The sequence below is a fragment of the Micromonospora sp. WMMD964 genome (genome assembly GCF_029581455.1).
In the GTDB taxonomy this organism is placed as follows: domain Bacteria; phylum Actinomycetota; class Actinomycetes; order Mycobacteriales; family Micromonosporaceae; genus Micromonospora.
In genome coordinates this window covers 1,564,944-1,583,034 of the sequence record NZ_CP120860.1, presented here as the reverse complement: position 1 = coordinate 1,583,034, position 18,091 = coordinate 1,564,944, and the positions used below count along the sequence as shown (strand labels likewise).

At 71.8% G+C, this 18,091-nt stretch carries 18 protein-coding genes; 7 read left to right on the top strand and 11 right to left on the bottom strand.

Annotated elements, in window-relative coordinates:
• The first annotated feature begins 110 nt into the window (after positions 1-110).
• Entirely contained in the window at positions 111-863 is a 753-nt protein-coding gene (locus tag O7616_RS07445; protein WP_282306159.1) for a helix-turn-helix domain-containing protein, read from the top strand.
• Between the two features lie 29 nt (positions 864-892).
• Here the strand turns inward: O7616_RS07445 and thpR are convergent, their stop codons facing one another.
• The 5 genes from thpR to O7616_RS07420 all read right to left on the bottom strand — a co-directional run bounded on the left by thpR (position 893) and on the right by O7616_RS07420 (position 5,487).
• Positions 893-1,474, bottom strand: coding sequence for an RNA 2',3'-cyclic phosphodiesterase (gene thpR, locus O7616_RS07440; RefSeq protein ID WP_282306158.1), 582 nt, complete (start codon positions 1,472-1,474; stop codon positions 893-895).
• A 2-nt stretch (positions 1,475-1,476) separates the two neighbouring features.
• Positions 1,477-1,986: a hypothetical protein gene (locus O7616_RS07435; protein ID WP_282262963.1), complete on the bottom strand. Its 510-nt coding sequence runs from the start codon at positions 1,984-1,986 to the stop codon at positions 1,477-1,479.
• A gap of 99 nt (positions 1,987-2,085) precedes the next feature.
• The gene (locus O7616_RS07430; protein WP_282306157.1) at positions 2,086-3,369 is read right to left on the bottom strand and encodes an MFS transporter; all 1,284 of its coding nucleotides are present in this window, start codon (positions 3,367-3,369) and stop codon (positions 2,086-2,088) included.
• A 73-nt stretch (positions 3,370-3,442) separates the two neighbouring features.
• Positions 3,443-3,892, bottom strand: a complete 450-nt coding sequence (locus tag O7616_RS07425; protein WP_282262967.1) for a MarR family transcriptional regulator — start codon at positions 3,890-3,892, stop codon at positions 3,443-3,445.
• A gap of 116 nt (positions 3,893-4,008) precedes the next feature.
• On the bottom strand, positions 4,009-5,487 hold the full coding sequence (locus tag O7616_RS07420; RefSeq protein WP_282306156.1) for an NCS2 family permease: 1,479 nt from the start codon (positions 5,485-5,487) through the stop codon (positions 4,009-4,011).
• 88 nt (positions 5,488-5,575) lie between these two features.
• Between O7616_RS07420 and O7616_RS07415 the strand changes: the two genes are divergently transcribed.
• A complete protein-coding gene (locus O7616_RS07415) occupies positions 5,576-5,821 on the top strand; it encodes a DUF2530 domain-containing protein (RefSeq protein WP_282262970.1) in 246 nt (81 codons plus the stop codon).
• A gap of 16 nt (positions 5,822-5,837) precedes the next feature.
• On the opposite strand, the gene O7616_RS07410 is transcribed toward O7616_RS07415, so the two are convergent.
• Positions 5,838-6,677: a DUF3027 domain-containing protein gene (locus tag O7616_RS07410; protein WP_282262972.1), complete on the bottom strand. Its 840-nt coding sequence runs from the start codon at positions 6,675-6,677 to the stop codon at positions 5,838-5,840.
• Positions 6,678-6,766: 89 nt separating this feature from the next.
• Here O7616_RS07410 and O7616_RS07405 point away from each other — a divergent pair, with 89 nt between their 5' ends.
• Both O7616_RS07405 and O7616_RS07400 read left to right on the top strand, forming a co-directional pair.
• Positions 6,767-8,362, top strand: a complete 1,596-nt coding sequence (locus O7616_RS07405; RefSeq protein WP_282306155.1) for an MFS transporter — start codon at positions 6,767-6,769, stop codon at positions 8,360-8,362.
• On the top strand, positions 8,359-9,009 hold the full coding sequence (locus O7616_RS07400) for a futalosine hydrolase (protein ID WP_282306154.1): 651 nt from the start codon (positions 8,359-8,361) through the stop codon (positions 9,007-9,009). Before O7616_RS07405 ends, O7616_RS07400 begins: the two co-directional genes overlap by 4 nt.
• A gap of 34 nt (positions 9,010-9,043) precedes the next feature.
• On the opposite strand, the gene O7616_RS07395 is transcribed toward O7616_RS07400, so the two are convergent.
• Entirely contained in the window at positions 9,044-9,904 is an 861-nt protein-coding gene (locus O7616_RS07395) for a GNAT family N-acetyltransferase (RefSeq protein WP_282306153.1), read from the bottom strand.
• Positions 9,905-10,490: 586 nt separating this feature from the next.
• On the opposite strand from O7616_RS07395, the gene O7616_RS07390 reads away from it, so the two are divergent.
• Positions 10,491-11,321: a 1,4-dihydroxy-6-naphthoate synthase gene (locus O7616_RS07390; RefSeq protein ID WP_282262976.1), complete on the top strand. Its 831-nt coding sequence runs from the start codon at positions 10,491-10,493 to the stop codon at positions 11,319-11,321.
• On the opposite strand, the gene O7616_RS07385 is transcribed toward O7616_RS07390, so the two are convergent.
• Together O7616_RS07385 and O7616_RS07380 are read right to left on the bottom strand one after the other, a co-directional pair.
• Entirely contained in the window at positions 11,282-11,668 is a 387-nt protein-coding gene (locus tag O7616_RS07385; protein WP_088986676.1) for a cold shock domain-containing protein, read from the bottom strand. The genes O7616_RS07390 and O7616_RS07385 overlap by 40 nt on opposite strands.
• A 27-nt stretch (positions 11,669-11,695) precedes the next feature.
• Positions 11,696-12,319, bottom strand: coding sequence for an HAD hydrolase-like protein (locus tag O7616_RS07380; RefSeq protein WP_282306152.1), 624 nt, complete (start codon positions 12,317-12,319; stop codon positions 11,696-11,698).
• A gap of 83 nt (positions 12,320-12,402) precedes the next feature.
• Here O7616_RS07380 and O7616_RS07375 point away from each other — a divergent pair, with 83 nt between their 5' ends.
• Positions 12,403-14,889 carry a helicase-associated domain-containing protein gene (locus O7616_RS07375; protein WP_282306151.1) on the top strand — a complete coding sequence of 829 codons (2,487 nt, stop codon included), beginning with the start codon at positions 12,403-12,405 and terminating at the stop codon, positions 14,887-14,889.
• Positions 14,890-14,936: 47 nt separating this feature from the next.
• On the opposite strand, the gene O7616_RS07370 is transcribed toward O7616_RS07375, so the two are convergent.
• Both O7616_RS07370 and O7616_RS07365 read right to left on the bottom strand, forming a co-directional pair.
• Positions 14,937-15,179, bottom strand: coding sequence for a hypothetical protein (locus O7616_RS07370; RefSeq protein ID WP_282306150.1), 243 nt, complete (start codon positions 15,177-15,179; stop codon positions 14,937-14,939).
• Between the two features lie 96 nt (positions 15,180-15,275).
• Positions 15,276-16,154, bottom strand: a complete 879-nt coding sequence (locus tag O7616_RS07365) for a L,D-transpeptidase family protein (protein WP_282306149.1) — start codon at positions 16,152-16,154, stop codon at positions 15,276-15,278.
• A gap of 171 nt (positions 16,155-16,325) precedes the next feature.
• On the opposite strand from O7616_RS07365, the gene O7616_RS07360 reads away from it, so the two are divergent.
• On the top strand, positions 16,326-18,005 hold the full coding sequence (locus tag O7616_RS07360; protein WP_282306148.1) for a DNA repair helicase XPB: 1,680 nt from the start codon (positions 16,326-16,328) through the stop codon (positions 18,003-18,005).
• The last annotated feature ends 86 nt before the right edge of the window (positions 18,006-18,091 follow it).

Sequence of the window (18,091 nt, the reverse complement as noted above, 5' to 3'; positions counted from 1 at the left end):
GCCTGTCGCCTAATGCAATGGAAGCGCCTCGACTTGTTGCAATGGGTCAGAAGTGAACGCTATGCTGGAGGCGTCTTGGACCGCCTGAAGGAGCACCGAGGGAGATCGCGATGCCGGGAGGCAGGCTCAGCCAGCAGGAACGCCAGCAGATCGCGCTGGGGCTGGGCGACAGCCTCCCCTACGCGGAGATAGCGCGGCGGATCAACCGTCCCACCTCGACGGTCACGCGGGAGGTCATGCGCAACGGCGGCCCCACCGCGTACCGCGCCGATCTGGCCCACCGCGCCACCGAACGCCGCGCCCACCGGCGCAGGCAGGTCACCGCCGGTACGGAGTCGGTTCTCCAACCGCGTGGACGGGACGCCGAGGCGGTTGCCGAATACGAGGAAACCTTCACCACAGTCCTCATGGCGTCGGGCCTGACCAAGATGGCGGCCCGCGTGCTGACCTGCCTGTACACCACCGACGCGGGCAGCCTCACCGCATCCCAGCTCGCCCAGCGCCTCCAGGTCAGCCCGGCGTCGATCTCCAAAGCGATCACGTTCCTGGAAGGCCAGAGCCTGGTCCGCCGGGAACGCGACGAACGTCGCCGCGATCGCTACCTCGTCGACGATGAGCTCTTCTACCAGGCCACCATCACCAGCGCGCGCGCCAACGACCAGCTCGTGGAGACCGCGCGGCGAGGCGTCGCCCTGCTCGGCCCGCACACCCCCGCCGCCGCCCGCCTGGAGAACATCGCCCGCTTCCTCGATTTCATCAGCGAGAGCATGGTCCGCGCCGCCGAACAGGCCCGCGAGATCCTCCACACCAGAGCGGAGAGGACGACCGGCGACGCTGCCCGGCCACGTCCCGGCCAGGGATGAGAATGGCCGTCCGGCCGGTCGCGTCGCGGTCAGAGCGGCCAGGCGGCGAGTCGTTCGTAGCGTGCCGGCCGCGCGTCGAGGTGGCTGCGCATCAGCAGCAGCTCGGGCACCGGCCACTCCGGGCCGCGGTAGTCGTCGAGGTTCGCCCGGTCGGCCTCGACATCCGCCGGGGTCATCCGGTCGCCGGGCCGGGCGACGGTGAGGTGCGGCCGGAACGGCTTCTCGTCGTACGGCAGCCCGGCGTGTCCCAGTCGGGTCCGGATCTCCCCGGCCAGCAGGTGCAGGGCCTCGACGTCACCCTGTAGGTCCACCCAGAGCACCGTGGACCGTCCCTGGCCGAACCGACCGCCGCCGCCGAGACTGAGCCGGGGCGCCGCGTCGCGGCGGTCACGGAACCACTCGGTGGCCAGCCCGAGCGCGCTCTCCACCTCGACCAGCCGGGCGGCCTCGACCGCACCGAGGAAGGCCACTGTGACATGCAGGTGGGCCGGGTCGGCGAGCCGGACGTCGACACCGGCGGCGGCCGCCGCCGTGACGCGCATCCGGGTCAGCCGAGTGCCGAGATGGTTGACCGCCGCCACAGACGGGTCGACCGCGACGAACAGCCGCACGCTCAGCGGTGCCGCTGCCAGTGCCCGGCCCTCGCGGCGGGGAGGCTCAGCCCGGCGGCGTGCAGCACACCCTCTACCCGGACCCGCTCGATCTCCTGGTCGACGCCGTCCAACTCGCCGAGGTGCTCGGTGATGCCGAGGGCTCGGCAGGCGAGGCGGAGCCGGTCGTCGTACGCCTGGACCAGCGCGCCGTGCCAGACCATCGGCCGGCCGGCGCCACCGAGCCGTTGACCGCCGAGACGCCGCAGATCGGCGGCGAGCTGCTCCAGGGGCCGACGGTCGGTGCGGTCGAAGGCGCTGAGGTCGATGTCCCGGGTCAACGCGTCGGCCTCGATGGCCCGGTCGAGGCGCGCGATGGTGCGTTTCGCCTGTCGACGCTCACGCCACTCGGACCAGCCACAGACCGTCCGATCGAGGATCTCGTCATAGCAGAAGAGCAGGGCGAATGCCGCCGGAAGACTGGCCACGGCGAGGAGCGCCAGGGCCAGCATCAGCGCGCGTTCGACTCCCACACATCGACGCTAGGCCCCATCGTGCCCCCTCGCCAGCGGTTTGCGCGCATCCGCGCCATCCGCTGAAGAACGCGGATGGCGCGGACGGAGTTCCGCACGTCAGCAGTCGGTGGACGTGACGTAGAAGCGGGGCATCGGCAGCACCCGGAAGCGCACCCGGGCGCCGGAGCGGCGCAGCTGCCAGGTGAGAGCGATCAGCGCGGCGGACAACGAGATCAGCCCGCCCATCCAGATGCTGGCACCCGCGCCGTAGGTCTCCGCGACCCAGCCGATCAGCGGCGCGCCCACCGGGTTGGTCCCCAGGAACACCAGCACCCACAGGGCCATCACCCGACCCCGGAAGGCCGCGTCCACGCCCATCTGGATGCGCTGGTTGGCGGCCTGGGCGAAGAAGACCATGCAGAAGCCGGTCGGCACCAGCAGGACCACGACCAGCCAGTACACCGAGGCGAGGCCGACCAGGGTGCCGAAGCCGGCGCAGGCGATCGCCGCACCGAGCACCAGCCACACCGACGGGCGAGTGCGCCGACCGGTGCCACTGAGCGCGCCGCCGAGCGCACCGACGGCCAGCGCCGTGCTGAACAGGCCGAACGAGGCCGCGCCGGTGTTGAAGACGGTCTTCGCCAAAGCGGCCAGGGTGAGCTGGAAGTTGAACAACGACATGCCGATCACCGACATGACCGCCATCGGCAGCAGCAGGTCGGGTCGACGCCACACGTACCGCAGACCGTCGACGACCCGTGCGGACGCCCGCTCGTCACGCGGCAGCAGGGCGTCGCGGTGCAGCTCGGACGTCCGCATCCGGACGACGTTGACCAGGGGCGCGACGGAGCTGAGAGCGGTGAACAGGAACACCGGGCCGACGTCGAACGCGGCGATGGCCAGGCCGGCGACGGCCGGGCCGACGATCCGGGCGGAGTTGAACACGGCGGCGTTCAGCGACAGCGCGTTGGGCAGCAGCGGCGTGCCGACGAGTTCGGAGACGAACGACTGGCGGACCGGGGTCTCGACGGCGTTGGCCGTGCCGAGCAGCGCGGCGAAGGCGAAGACGTGCCAGAGCTGCACCAGGTCGGTGAGGACCAGCACGGACATGCCGAGCGCCAGCAGGCTCCAGAACGAGTTGGCGGCGAAGAGCAGCACCCGCTTGTCGTACCGGTCGGCGAGCCGTCCGGAGAGCAGGGTGAGCAGCAGAACCGGGGTGAACTGACACGCGGTGACCACCCCGAGCGCGGTCGCCGAGTTGTCGGAGAGCTCGAGGACGAGCCAGTCCTGGGCGATGAACATCATCCAGACGCCGATCAGTTTGATCAGCTGCCCGGATGCGAAGAGGCGGTAGTTGCGGACCTGTAGGGACTGGAACATCGTGCTCAGCTTGGCCTGCACTCTTGGTGCGCCTCCTTCAGGACGTACACGTCATCGACAGGTGACGGCACGGACCCGCTGGCGCGGGCGCGGCTCAGGCGCGAGCGAGCTGCTGAAGAAGCTGGGCGGCCCTGAGCAGGGTCTCCCGTTCGTCCTCGTCGAGCGCGGCCAGCCGGTGGGCCAGCCATTCGTCGCGGGCCCGCTCGAACTGGTCGAGCACGGCCTGCCCCCCTTCGGTCGCCGCGAGGATGACCTGCCGGCCGTCGGTCGGGTGGGGTGTCCGCCGGACGAGGCCGCGGTCCTCCAACTTTCCGACGATCTTGGTCATCGTCGGTGGCTGCACCCGCTCCACGTCGGCCAGCTCCCGGGGCGTCAGCGCGCCCGCCAGCCGCAGGCTGGTGAGCGCGGAAACCTGGGTGACCGTGAGGTCGCCGACCGGTCGGGCCTGGCGGACCCGCCGGTTGAGTCGGGTGATCGCATCACGCAACTGGGGAGCCAGTTGCGCCGGTGGCACGCGTTCCGCCGTCACCGTCCGCTCCATCACGTTAGTTAGCTTAACTAATGAGCCTGGCTAACGACATCTCTTATGACCGGGCTCACGAGGACATCAGTGCTGTTCCGGGCGGGGAAATCCCGTTCGACCCCCCGCCCGGCCCCACGTCAGAGCACCAGGGACTCGATCGGCCCGCGCAGGAAGTACAGCACGAACAACGCGGCCACCCCGTACAGCAGCGGGTGGATCTCGCGGGCCTTGCCCTTGGCCAGCTTGACGACCACGAAGGTGATCAGGCCGGCGCCGATCCCGTTGGAGATCGAGTAGGTGAACGGCATCAACACGATGGTGAGGAACGCCGGGATCGCGATCTCGTAGTCGGACCAGTCGATGGTCCGCACCGCGGTCATCATCAGGAAACCGACGACCACCAGGGCCGTCGAGGCCGCCTCGAACGGCACGATCACCACCAACGGCGCCAGGAACATCGCCAACAGGAAGAGCACGCCGGTGACCAGGTTGGCCACACCGGTCCGGGCGCCCTCCGCGACACCGGCGGCACTCTCGATGTACGACGTGTTACTGGACGTGCTGGCCGCGCCACCGGCCGCCGCGGCGATCGAGTCGACGAGCAGGATCTCCTTGGTCCGCGGCGGGGTGCCCTTCTCGTCGAGCAGGCCACCCTCCTGGCCGACGGCCACCATCGTGCCCATGGTGTCGAAGAAGTCCGTGATCAGCAGCGTGAAGACGAACATCAGCACGACCAACCAGCCGGCCCGACCCCACGAGTCGAGCACGTTGAACTTGCCGAGCAACGACAGGTCGGGCAGGTCCACAACCGTCTTCGGCAGCTCCGGCACGTTCAGCGACCAACCCTTCGGGTTGGGTTGACCGTTGACGAACGACGGGCCGATGTCGCCGATCGCCTCCACGATCACCGCCAGCACCGTCGAGGCGAGGATGCCGATCAGGATCGCCCCCCGCACCCGGCGGACCACCAGCACCAGGGTGATCAGCAGACCCACCACGAAGACCAGCATCGGCCAGCTCACCAGCTTGCCGCCGATGCCCAGACCGACCGGGACCGTGGTGTTGGCCTCGTCCGGGATCCGCCTGACGAAACCGGCGTCCACCAGGCCGATGATGGTCAGGAACAGACCGATACCGACGCCGATCGCGGTCTTCATCTGGGTCGGTACCGCACGGAACACAGCGGTCCGCAGACCGGTCAACACCAGCACCGCGATGATCACACCCTCGATCACCACCAGGCCCATCGCGTCGGCCCAGGTCATCTCGGGGGCGATCTCGTACGCCACCAGCGCGTTGACGCCCAGACCGGCGGCGAGCGCCAACGGGAACCGGCCGACGACACCCATCAGGATGGTCATCAGGCCGGCGACCAGCGCGGTCGCGGCAGCCAGCGCGGGAATCGGGAGGGTCTTGCCGTCACCGTCGACGGCACCACCCAGGATCAACGGGTTGAGCACCACGATGTACGCCATCGTGAAGAAGGTCGCCAGGCCACCGCGTACCTCACGGCTCATCGTCGAGCCACGGGCGGAGATTTCGAAGAACCGGTCGAAGCCGTTACGCGGTTGAGCGGGGTTGGGAGGTGTGCCGTTCTCGGGCGGCGCTACTGCCATCAGGTCCTCGCAGGTGATCTTCCGGTTGTCGCGCGCATCGTCCCAGATCAGCGACGGGCAGGGGAAGTCAGTCGCGTACGCTTGCCGAATGCCGAACGAGCAACCACCGCGGCCCGCACCGCTGGACCCACCGATGGTGCCGTTCGCAGTCGCCGGGTTGGTCGCGTGGGCGGTGGCCGGGCTGGTCCTGCTGATCTTCTTCCGGGGTTGGCTGACCGACCACGGTCACCAGAACTGGCTCTGGACCTGCCTCGCCGGTTTCCTGTGGGGCTTCCCGGGGCTCGCCGTGATGATGCGGCACGACGCCAACCGACGCCGCCGCCGCGCGAGCTGACCCCGCGAGCGAACGATCAGGAGTGCCCGTACGGCTCCGCCGGCTCGGCGGCCTCCACCGAGCCCGGGGCGCGACTGACCGACATGGCCTCCACCGCGCTGTCGTCGTACACCGTGGGTAGCTCTTCGACAGCGGTCTCGGCCGCCTCGATGAGCGTCTCGGAGTGCGCACCGCAACCGTGGTCGGCGCTCACCACCCGACCGTCGTCCGGGGCGAAGAAGTTGCCGCACGCCCCGAACGCCTGCCGCATCGCACCGGCCAGCGGCAGGTAGAAACCGCAGCTGCCGCAGCGGGCGGCGGCCGGCGCGGCGGTGGAGATCGGCGCGTCGGGGCCGTGGTCGCCGTCGTACCAGCGCTGTGCCGCCTCCATGCGGCCCTCGCGGGAGAACACCCGCGCCCGCCCGAGGCCCAACTCCCACGCGGTCTCCTCGACCGCCGGGTCGTCGGAGAGCAGGTAGCCGGGGACCAACCGGTCGTCGTCCGGCGGAGTCGGGAGCAGGTCACCCGGACCCAGATCGCCCGGCTTGAGCCGCTCCTGCCAGGGCAGCCAGCCGGGCGCGAGGAGCGCGTCGGGCCCGGGCAGCAACACCGTCTCGCAGATGGTCACCGTCTTGCTGCGCGACACCCGGGTGACGGTGACCGCCCAGCGCCAACCCCGGTAACCGGCGAGACGGCATTCGAAGTAGTGGGTGACCAGTCGGTCACCTTCGGCCACGACCTGCAGGTGGTCGCCGACATCGTCGGCGCCGACCTCGGTGATGCCGGCACGGGCCACCTCGACGGCGGCGGCGCAGACCTGGTCGAGACGGGCGGCACGGGTGGAGGCGGGCCTGGTCACCCGACCATTGTTCCCCATGCGCCCCGCACGGGTGACAGGGACTCCCGGGGAACCTTTCCGCGCAGTGCTGTGGGCGTACCCGGATCAGATGGGCGAGGATGGTGCACATGCCGTCGTACTCCCGCTCCGAGCGATCCCTCCTCGGGCGGACGGTCGGCACCGGCATTCGCGCCGTCCGCCTGCTGTTCCGCGGTTCGGTGGGCAGCGGCCGGTGGGTGACCCGCCGGGCCGGTCGGGCCCGGGCCCGGGGCGCCGGTGGCGAGGTGGGCATGGTGCGCCTGTTCGACCTGCACGCGCTCTCCTGCGCCGGTGACACCCTGATCGCCATCGGCCTGGCCGGGACGATCTTCTTCAACGTGCCGCTGGGCGAGGCTCGCAGCAAGGTCGCGCTCTACCTGCTGGTGACCATGGTGCCGTTCGCCATGCTCGCTCCCGTGGTGGGCCCGCTGCTGGACCACTTCCGGCACGGCCGGCGGTACGCGCTGGCCGCCACGATGCTGGGCCGCGCGTTCCTGGCCTGGTTGATCTCCGACTACATCCACGGGTTCGGGCTCTATCCGGCCGCGTTCGGGGTGCTCGCGCTGTCCCGCGCGTACGGCGTGGCCCGCTCCGCGGCCGTGCCCCGGTTGTTGCCGGAGGGCCTCGGTCTGTCCCAGGTGGGTGCCCGGGCCAGCGTCTACGGCACGGTCGCGGGCGCGCTCGTCGCGCCGATCGGGTTGGCCGCGTTCTGGTTCGGGCCGCAGTGGCCGCTGCGCGTCGCGTCGGTGATCTTCCTGGTCGGCATGGTGATCTCCCTGCGCCTGCCGCCGAAGGCCGACTCGGAGCCGCCGGAGCGGGTGCCCCGGCCGCTGCGCGCGCTGGGCCGCAACCGGGGCGACCGGCCCCTCGGCCGGGGCCGTCCGGCCGGCCGGTTGGTGATCGCCACGCTGGTCGGGGCCGCGATGCTCCGCGCGGTGTACGGCTTCCTGCTGCTCTTCCTCGCCTTCGCGATCAAGAAGGGCGACCTGACCACCGTGGCGTTCGGCCGGGAGCTGGGCGCCGAGTGGGCGTTGGGTGTGGTCGGCGGCGCGCTCGCGGTCGGCACGTTCCTGGCCACCGCCATCGGCACCCGTCTGCGCATCCACCGGCCGACCGCCATCCAGTCCAGCAGCATGATCATCGTGGCGGGCGTGGCGGTCCTCGCCGTCATCCAGTTCTCGCTGGTGATGGTCGCCCTGCTCTGCCTGGTCGCGGCCCTGGTCAGCGGGATAGCGAAGCTGGCCGTGGACGCCTCGATCCAGGAGCGCATCCCGGAGCGGCTGCGGGCGAGTTCCTTCGCCCATTCGGAGACGGTGCTGATGCTCGCCTTCGTCGCCGGCGGAGGCTTGGGGCTGGTGCCGTTCAACGGTCGGATGGGCATCGCGGTGGCCGCCGGGGTCGGCGTCCTGGCGGCGATCAGGGGTGTGCTGGTGGCCGCCCGGTTGCGCGGCGAGAAGCTGGCCGGCCGACCGCTCGGTGACGACGAGCTGACCGAGGACGAACCGGCCGACGAGCCCGCCGATGTCGCGCCCACCTCGCCGGCCCCGGCGACCTCATCGCAGTACGACGACCCGAGCCTGGCCCCTCCGGGCTACCACATCTACCGTCCGTCCTCGGCTGTCGGAGGTCCGGGTGGCGGGGCGGAGGACGAGACCCGCCGCGAATCCCCCGGCTCGGTCTCGTGACCGGCCTGCTGGTGGTGACGGCGGTCCCCGCCGAAGCGGACGCGGTCCGCGCCGGCCTGGCCGACCACCCCGTGACCGTCGCGCCGGTCGGCGTGGGCCCCGCCGTCGCCGGTGCCGCCACCGCCCGACTGCTGGCGCTGGCCGAGGCCGCCGGCCGCCCGTACCGTGCGGTGGTCAGCGCCGGCGTGGCCGGCGGCTTCACCGGGCGGGCCGAGGTCGGCGACACCGTGCTCGGCACCGTCAGCATCGCCGCCGACCTGGGCGCGGAGTCACCGGACGGCTTCATCCCCGTCGACGAGTTGGGCATGCCGCCGGCGATGCTGGGCGTCGGCGGCGTGGTGCCGGCCGACCAGGCCCTGCTGGCGGCACTGCGGGCCGCACTCCCGGCGGCCACGACCGGGCCGGTACTCACCGTCAGCACGGTCACCGGCAGCGAAGCCGGCACGCGGGAGCTGCGCCGCAGGCACCCGGAGGCGGTCGCCGAGGCCATGGAGGGGTACGGGGTGGCCGTCGCCGCCGCCCAGGCCGGGGTGCCCTTCGCCGAGCTACGCACCATCTCCAACCCGATCGGCCCGCGCGACCGTGACGCCTGGCGACTGCGCGAAGCCCTCGCCGCCCTGACCGTCGCGGCGCCCGCGCTGCGCTGAGCAGGGGCCGCTCAGCCGTAGCTCTGCCAGCGGCTCAGCCGTAGCTCTGCCGTCGGGTGCCGCCCAGCCGTAGCGCGGCGGGCCGGCGGGCCTCGATCTCGAAGCCGCAGGCCAGCAGTAGGTCGATGCCGGCGTCCTCGGCAAGCGCGGCGGCGTCCTCGACACCCGCCGCGCGCATGTCGGTGAGCAGAGCCGTGACCAGCCGACGTCCGAGCCCCAGCCGTCGGTACCGGGGATCGACCAGCACACCGTCGAGCACCATCTCCCGCTCCGCCATACCGGGGTGCCACTCCCCTCGCTCAAGGTGGGGACTCCGCTCATGCGCCCGCAGTTCCCCGACCGACTGCCCGTCGGGCAACTCGGCGACGTACCGCCAGCAGGCGGCCGGCAGATCGCCCACGAGACGGCGAACCCGGACCGCCCGACGGACCTCGGCGCCCCACCGCCGGTTGTCCCGGTAACGCCGGTTCAGTTCGTACGCGGCCGGTGGCAGCGGAAGTGGGTATCGCTCGGGCGGCAACCGGTACCACTCCGCCCACCAGGCACCCGGCCAGTCCCGAGGCTCGTAGACCGGCCAGACGTCCAGGTGAGCCGGGTAGCGCCGCCCGGCATCGTCCCGCATGTCGTCGTGCGGAACAGGGGTCGGGTCGGTGATGACGGGGGTCGCCGGCACACCGACGGCCAGCTCCCCACCCGCCGCCCGGACGAGACGCTCCACCGTCCGGAACCGGGGATCGACCGCGCGCCCCGACTCGATCCGAGCCAGCGTCGGCTGCGGCACTCCGGATTTCTCGGCCAACTCCCGCTGACTGAGGTCGGCGCGACGGCGCAGAGCTCGCAGAGCCCGGCCGAGATCGGTTTCGCCGGCGTCTCCCGTGCGGTCGGCCTCGGTCACAGGTCGATGTTCCCTGGCGGTCACCTGGCTATCAACAGCCACGCCAGAGCTGTGGATAACCCTGTGGAAAAGCTCCCGGGCCGGTGGACGGTCACTCCGCAGGCCCTTTGGAGCTGAATCGTTTGCGACATCAGTGCGCCGACCCATCCCCATGACCGCGCTGCCCAAGACCGCACAACCTGACCGCGGCCAGCGGCACCGCCCTGCAGGACGCACCGCGGACGGCACCGCACAAGCGAGACGCGCACGAGCAAGACGCGACACGAACGAGACGCGCTCCGATCCGGCCCGGCGCGGCCGCAGTGCGGCACCGGCGAGGCGCATCCGGCGCGGCATTCTCCGGAGCAGCCCCGCCCGGTGCGATTCGTCTACGACATCAGCTCCAAAGGAAGCCCGAGGCATGTTCCCAGCTGGCCTGGTCGACCGTCCTCGCCGCCGACCAGACCAGACCAGACCGGGCCGGGCCGGGCCGGGCCGGGCCGGGCCGGGCCGGGCCGGGCCAGGCCGAGCCCTTCAGGCCGTCACGGATCACAGTGGCCGGGGTGGGCGCGGGCCGCGAGGCGGGGGCAGGGCTAACGTGAGGGGCGTGGCGCTCTCCCTGGCGATCTCGCCCTGCCCCAACGACACGTTCGTCTTCCACGCGCTGGTGCACGGGCGGGTCCCCGGTGCACCGCCGGTCGAGGTGACGTACGCGGACGTGGACGTGACCAACACGGCGGCCGAGCGGGGCGCCTTCGACCTGGTCAAGGTGAGCTTCGCGGCGCTGCCCTGGCTGCTCGACGACTACCACCTGCTGCCCTGCGGCGGCGCGCTCGGCCGGGGCTGTGGCCCGCTGGTGCTCACCAGGGGCGACCGCACCGACCTGACCGGCGCCACGGTCGCGGTGCCGGGCGATCGGACCACCGCGTACCTGCTTTTCCGGCTCTGGTCGGCCGGGCAGCCGCCGGCCCGGATCGAGGTGGTCCCGTTCCACGAGATCATGCCGGGCGTCGCGGCCGGCCGCTACGACGCCGGGTTGGTCATCCACGAGGCCCGGTTCACCTACCACCGGCACGGTCTGAGCGCGCTTGTCGACCTCGGCGAGTGGTGGGAGGCCGACACCGGCCTGCCCATTCCACTCGGTGCGATCCTGGCCCGACGCGGCGCCGTCGATCCGGAGGCCGCGGCAGGCTGGATCCGCGAGTCCGTCCGGCAGGCGTGGGCGGACCCGGCCGCCAGCCGGGAGTACGTGTTGGCGCACGCCCAGGAGATGGAACTCGACGTGGTGGACCGGCACATCGGCCTCTACGTCAACGAGTTCACCGCGGACCTGGGAGAGGCCGGTTTCGCCGCGGTGGCGGCACTGCTCGACCGGGCCGCCACCGCCGGCCTGGTGCCTCAGACCTCCAGCTCGCGCGCCACCGCGTGGACCAGCTGAGCGATCTTCTGCGCGGTCTTCTTGTCCGGGTACCGGCCCCGGCGCAGGTCGGGCTGGACCTTGGCCTCCAGCACCTTGATCATGTCTTCGACCAGGCCGTGCAACTCCTCGGCCGGTCGACGGCGCAACTCCGCCATCGACGGCGGTGCGTCCAGCAGCTTGACTCCCATGGCCTGCGCGCCCCGACGGCTGTCCACCACGCTGAAGTCGACCCGTTGGCCACCCTTGAGGTCGGTGACACCCGCCGGCAACGCCCCCTTGGGCAGGAACACGTCCCCGCCCTCGTCACTCGTGACGAAGCCGTATCCCTTGGCCGTGTCGTACCACTTCACTCGACCCGTAGGCACCTGAAAACCCCTGCTTCACTTGAGCCGCTACTGCTCCAAGGCTAGCTGGATCATGCCGTCGAGTGCCGCTGGGAATTCGGTGAGCCGATCCAGCACCAGTTCCGCCCCGGCCGAGCGCAGCTCATCCCGCGAGCACGGACCGCTCGCGACCCCGATCCCGGGCACCCCGGCCGCTGCCGCCGCCACCATGTCCGCGACATGGTCACCGACGTAGTGGGTGGCGCCGTGCTCGCGGAGGGCGGTCGCCTTCTGCTCGGCGAACAGGTCGCCGGCCAACTCGTCGACCTCGAGACCGAGGTGGTCCAGGTGCAACCGGGCCAGCCGGCCGATCTTGGACGTGACGACCAGCACCCGCCCACCCCGCGCACGGATCGCGTCGATGGACTCCCGCGCGCCGGGCAGCAGGAGCGTCGGGGTGATCGCGTACGCCGGGTACAGCTCGCGGTACACGAGCACGGCCGACTCGACCTGCTCCGGTGGGAACCAGTGCGCGATCTCGGTACGCAGCGGCGGCCCGAGGCGGGACACCGCCAGCTCGGCGTCGATCGGCACGCCGGTCTTCGCGGTCAGCGCGCGGTACGCCGCAGCGATGCCGGGGCGGGAGTCGACCAGGGTCATGTCGAGATCGAATCCGACGGTCAGTGCGGGCATGCCGAAAACGTACCCGGCGACTCCCGTCCGGCCGAACGTCCGAGGGGCGCGGAAGCCCGCTGCCGGGCTAGCGTGGAAAGACGATGACCACCTCACTCGCCGACCACCTGCGGTCGCTGCCCGACGATTCCCTGGCCGCTCTGCTCCAGCTGCGGCCCGATCTCGTCGTGCCCGTGCCGGCCGACGTCTCCGCCCTGGCCATCCGGGCCCAGTCCCGCGTCTCGGTGGCACGTGCGCTGGACGGGCTGGACCAGTTCACCCTTCAGATCCTCGACGCCGCCCGCCTCACCCGGAACCCGGACGACGGCACCACGGCCACCGACGCCGTCCTGGCCATGGCGACCTCCGGGCCGCACCCGCCGGCTCCGACGGCCGTCCGGGCCGCCGTGGGGCGGTTGCGTGCGCTTTTTCTGCTGTACGGCCCGGAGCACGCGCTGGAGGTGGTGCCCGCCGTCGACGAAGTCGCCCCGTACCCTGCTGGGCTCGGCCGACCGGCCGCGGAGCTGGACCCGCGCACGGCCGCGCTCTGCGCGGACCCGGCGAAACTGCGCCGGACGCTGCTCGCCGCCCCGCCCTCGGCCCGGGCGGTCCTGGACCGCCTGGCTGCCGGCCCTCCGGTGGGCAGTGTGCCCCCGGGGGCGTTGCAGGCGCCCCCGATCGGTGCGCAGGACCCGGTGCTCTCCGACCCGACGAACGGTGGCGCCCCGGCAGGCTCCCCGGTGCGGTGGCTCGTGGACAATCGGCTGCTGGTCCCCGTGACGACCGGCTCGTCGACGGCCGGCGGCACGGTGGAGTTGCCCCGCGAGGTCGGCCTGCTGCTGCGCCGCGACAGTGGCCCCCTCGGGCCCCTGCGGACCAGCCCACCGGCGGTCGCCGGGGCGCCGCGTGAACCGAAGGCCGTCGACTCGGCCGGCGCCGGGCAGACGATGGAGGTGGTCCGGAACACCGAAGGGCTGCTGGAGCAGCTCGCCGACGAGCCCGCGCCGGTGCTGCGCTCGGGCGGCATCGGCGTACGGGACCTGCGGCGGTTGGCGCGTACCGCCGCGCTGGACGAACCGACGACGGCGCTGCTGCTGGAGGTGGCGTACGCGGCGGGGCTCCTCGGCGAGTTGGAGATGCCGGGCGCGGCGACCGGCCGGTACGGGGCCGATCAGCAGGTGCTGCCGACCGGCGGGTACGAGGTGTGGCGGGCCGCCTCACTGGCCCAACGCTGGGAGCAGTTGGCCCGAGCCTGGTTGACGATGACGCGGCAGGTGGGGCTGGTCGGCCGCCGGGACGACCGGGACCGGCCGATCACCGCGCTCTCCTCCGAGGCCGAACGGGCCAGTGTCCCCGGCGTCCGGCGAGCCGTGCTCGGCGTGCTCGCCGATCTGGAGCCGGCGACCGCCCCCACCTCCGACGAGGTGCAGGCGCTGCTCGACTGGCGGGCACCCCGACGCAGTCGGGGTCGGGACGCCGCCCACCGGGAGGTGCTGGCCGAGGCCGCGCAGCTGGGCGTCACGGGGCTGGGTGCGCTCACCTCCTACGGTCGGCTGCTGCTGGGTGACCTGACGTCGACCGACGAGCGGGGCGGCGAGGACCCGCTGGGTGTGCACGCGGACGTCGAGAGCGGTGACCCGTCCAGTGCCGCCCGGGCGTTGGACGCGCTGCTGCCCGCACCGGTCGACCACTTCCTGGTGCAGGCCGACCTGACCGTGGTGGTGCCCGGCCCACCCGAACCGGCGCTCGCCGCCGAGTTGGATGCGATGACCGAACTCGAATCCGCCGGCGGGGCCAGCGTGCACCGGGTGACCACGGCGAGCGTGCGACGCGCGCTGGATTCCGGCTACACGGCCGACGACCTGCACGACGTGTTCCGACGGCGGTCCCGCACCCCGGTGCCGCAGGGTCTCACCTACCTGGTGGACGACGTGGCCCGTAAGCACGGCGGGCTGCGGGTGGGCCTGGCCGGGGCGTACCTGCGCAGCGACGACGAGGCGCTGCTCAGTGAGGTGCTGGCGGACCGTCGGCTGGAGTCGTTGGCGTTGCGTCGGCTCGCGCCGACGGTGCTGTGCACGCAGTACCAGGTGGGTCGGCTGTTGAGTGCGCTGCGCGACGCCGGGTACGCCCCGGTGCAGGAGGACGGCAGCGGCAGCACCGTGCTGGCCCGGCCGCGGATCCGACGGGCTCCGGCTCGGGTGTCGGTGACGACTCGGACACTCGACCCGTTGGCCACCCCGAAGCTGCCCATGCCCCGGCTGCTCGGTGTGGTGGAGCACATCCGGCGGGGTGAGGCGGCGGCGCGGGCGGCCCGACGGGCACCGGCGGTGGTGCGTGGTGGTGCGGCGGGGCTGGGCGGCGGCCCGGTGCCGGCGCACACGCACAGCGAGGCCCTGGCGGTGCTCCAGCAGGCGGTACGGGACAAGGCGCTGGTCTGGGTCGGTTACGTCGACGCACACGGGGCGACCGCGTCCCGCCTGGTCAAACCGGTTTCGATCGGCGCCGGCTACCTGCGCGCCGAGGACGAACGAACCGAGATGCTGCACACGTTCGCGCTGCACCGGATCACCGCGGCGGTGCTGGCGGACTGACCGGCTCGGACCCGGTCGACCGGCAGCGCCACCGCGGGCGCTGTCGGTCAGCGGCGGTTACGGCTGCGGCGTACGGTGCCGACCACCGAGATGATCAGAAGTAGTGCGAAGCCGGCGCCGGCGGACTCCCCGACCGAGTCGACGAAGCCCTGCTGGAGCACCAGCCACCCGAAGAGGAACCACCCGACGAGGAGTGCCGCCGCGACGGCGTACGCGATCACCGTCGCCCTGGACACCTCGTCGGGTGGTGCCTGTTCGTGTTCCGCGATCACGTCACGGTCGACCGTCATACCCAGCCTCCCCGCCCGGTCCGGCCCTGGACTCCCAGGGTGACACTCGTTGGACCGGTCGGACAGGGGTTGAACCCCCGATTCGCCGCCGTGTCGTCAGGTGCCGGGGCGTCGACCGATCAGCACCACCCGCGTGCCGACCTTGCCCAGCTCCCACATCCGGACCGCGTCGGCGTGCAGGAGGTTGACGCAGCCGTGCGAGCCGATCGACTTGTCGTGCAGGTAGGTGGTGGTCTCGTGGAAGCCCATCCCCTGGGTGAAGTGCTGCCAGTACGGCAGCCACACCTCGTACGGGTCGGACCACTCCTTGGGATTGCGGAAGTTGACCGTGAACGTGCCGGACGGGGTGCGGTAGCCGGACATTCCGGTGCGGGTCACCGTCGGCTCCATGATCACCTTGCCGCCCCGGACCGCCCAGACGGTCTGCCGGGTCAGGTCGACACAGAACGTGGTGCCCGTGCCCGCCTTGCATCGACTGGGATCGGTGGTGGCGAGGCGCTGGGCCACGTCGAGGGTGGTCGGTCCGGCGCGACCCTCGACGGGGCGAATGCCGTACCTCTTCTGGAACTTCTTGATGGCGGCGCAGTCGGCGGCGGACTGCCGGCCGTCCACGGTGACCGCCCCGAACCCGCCCAACTGGGCCAGGTGTGTCTCCACCGCGCGCTGGTGCTGGCCCTGTGGGCAGCCGGCGACGGTCGGCGTACCCCGGCTGGGGGTTGGTCCGGGTGTGGCACTGCGGGTGGGTTTCGGCTTGGGCTTGGGTGTGGCGGAGGTGGGTGCGGCCGGCGGCGGCCGGTCGCGCTGGTCCGGCCCGGGAGTGCCGCTCGCCCCCGTTGCCTGTTCCGCCGCACCGGCTGGGGCGGCTCCCCCGCCACCACTCCCACCGGGCTGCGGATCGAACGTGCACGCACCGGAACCGACCAGCACGACCACCAGCAGGGCGACCAGCCGGGAAGTGTTCACGACACGCTTCATGGCACCTCCCCGGAGAATCGTCCCTTTGCTAGACGTTCGTGAGTGCCGTCACGGTTGCACCCGGTGAGCATCTTTCTTCGGGCATCCCGCCGCGTGCAACACTGGATGGTCGGCCAGCTGCGGGTATGCGACCCGCCCGAGCCGAAGATCGACCGAGGAGAGGACGCTGGCGTGAGCGGTGGACCACTGATCGTGCAGTCGGACAAGACCCTGCTGCTGGAGATCGACCACCCCGACGCGCAGGCCTGCCGGATGGCCATCGCGCCCTTCGCCGAGTTGGAGCGCTCGCCGGAGCACGTGCACACGTACCGGCTGACCCCGCTGGGTCTGTGGAACGCCCGCGCGGCGGGGCACGACGCCGAGGGTGTGGTCGACTCGCTGCTGAAGTACTCCCGCTATCCGGTGCCGCACGCCCTGCTGGTGGACGTGGCGGAGACGATGGACCGCTACGGTCGGCTCCAACTCGCCAACGACCCGGCACACGGGCTGGTGCTGCGGGCACTGGACCGGCTGGTGCTGATCGAGGTGGCCAAGAGCAAGAAGCTCGCCGGCATGCTCGGCGACAAGATCGACGACGACACCATCCGGGTGCACCCGTCCGAGCGTGGCCGACTCAAGCAGGCGCTGCTCAAGCTGGGCTGGCCGGCGGAGGACCTGGCCGGTTACGTCGACGGTGAGGCGCACCCGATCGAGCTGGCCGAGGCCGGCAAGGACGGGCGCAAGCCGTGGACGCTGCGGTCGTACCAGCGGGAGGCCGTCGAGGCGTTCTGGGCCGGCGGGTCGGGCGTGGTGGTGCTGCCCTGTGGGGCCGGTAAGACCCTGGTCGGCGCGGCGGCGATGGCCGAGGCGAAGGCGACCACGCTGATCCTGGTCACCAACACGGTCGCCGGCCGGCAGTGGAAGCGGGAGCTGATCGCCCGCACGTCGCTGACCGAGGACGAGATCGGCGAGTACTCCGGCGAGCGCAAGGAGATCCGCCCGGTCACCATCGCCACGTACCAGGTGCTCACCTCCCGGCGCGGCGGTGCGTTCACCCACCTGGACCTGTTCGGGGCCCGCGACTGGGGCCTGGTCGTCTACGACGAGGTGCACCTGCTGCCCGCGCCGATCTTCCGCTTCACGGCGGACCTCCAGGCCCGCCGTCGGCTGGGCCTCACCGCGACTCTGGTCCGCGAGGACGGCCGCGAGGGTGACGTGTTCAGCCTGATCGGGCCGAAGCGGTACGACGCGCCGTGGAAGGACATCGAGTCGCAGGGCTGGATCGCCCCGGCCGAGTGCACCGAGGTCCGGGTGACCCTGACCGACGCGGAGCGCATGTCGTACGCGACGGCGGAGGCCGAGGAGCGCTACCGGATGGCGGCGACCGCCCGCACCAAGCTGCCGGTGGTGAAGGCGTTGGTCGATCAGCACCCGGAGGACCAGGTGCTGGTGATCGGGGCGTACATCGATCAGTTGCACCAGCTCGGCGAGTACCTCGACGCGCCGATCATCCAGGGTTCGACAACGAACAAGGAACGGGAGCGACTGTTCGACGCGTTCCGCTCCGGCGAGCTGCGGACGTTGGTGATCTCCAAGGTCGGCAACTTCTCCATCGACCTTCCCGAGGCGGCGGTGGCGATCCAGGTGTCCGGGACGTTCGGGTCACGCCAGGAGGAGGCGCAGCGGTTGGGTCGGGTGCTCCGGCCGAAGGCCGACGGCCGACAGGCGCACTTCTACACCGTGGTGTCCCGGGACACGATCGACACCGAGTACGCGGCACACCGGCAGCGCTTCCTCGCCGAGCAGGGGTACGCGTACACGATCGTCGACGCCGACGACGTCCTCGGCCCGAAGCTCCCGACCATCGACTGACGCTTCCGCTCCGGCCGCGCCCGCTCTGCCGCGCCGCGGGCGCCTTGATCGACTCCAGATCGCCGAAAGTGCGGTATCCCAGACGC

Excerpts from the sequence above, each read along its gene's own strand:
- O7616_RS07410 (WP_282262972.1), bottom strand. The coding sequence starts at position 6,677 with ATGGGGAACAATGGTCGGGTGACCAGGCCCGCCTCCACCCGTGCCGCC.
- O7616_RS07445 (WP_282306159.1), top strand. The coding sequence starts at position 111 with ATGCCGGGAGGCAGGCTCAGCCAGCAGGAACGCCAGCAGATCGCGCTG.
- O7616_RS07380 (WP_282306152.1), bottom strand. The coding sequence starts at position 12,319 with ATGCCCGCACTGACCGTCGGATTCGATCTCGACATGACCCTGGTCGAC.
- O7616_RS07405 (WP_282306155.1), top strand. The coding sequence starts at position 6,767 with ATGCCGTCGTACTCCCGCTCCGAGCGATCCCTCCTCGGGCGGACGGTC.
- O7616_RS07365 (WP_282306149.1), bottom strand. The coding sequence starts at position 16,154 with ATGAAGCGTGTCGTGAACACTTCCCGGCTGGTCGCCCTGCTGGTGGTC.
- O7616_RS07420 (WP_282306156.1), bottom strand. The coding sequence starts at position 5,487 with ATGGCAGTAGCGCCGCCCGAGAACGGCACACCTCCCAACCCCGCTCAA.
- O7616_RS07375 (WP_282306151.1), top strand. The coding sequence starts at position 12,403 with ATGACCACCTCACTCGCCGACCACCTGCGGTCGCTGCCCGACGATTCC.
- O7616_RS07370 (WP_282306150.1), bottom strand. The coding sequence starts at position 15,179 with ATGACGGTCGACCGTGACGTGATCGCGGAACACGAACAGGCACCACCC.
- O7616_RS07415 (WP_282262970.1), top strand. The coding sequence starts at position 5,576 with ATGCCGAACGAGCAACCACCGCGGCCCGCACCGCTGGACCCACCGATG.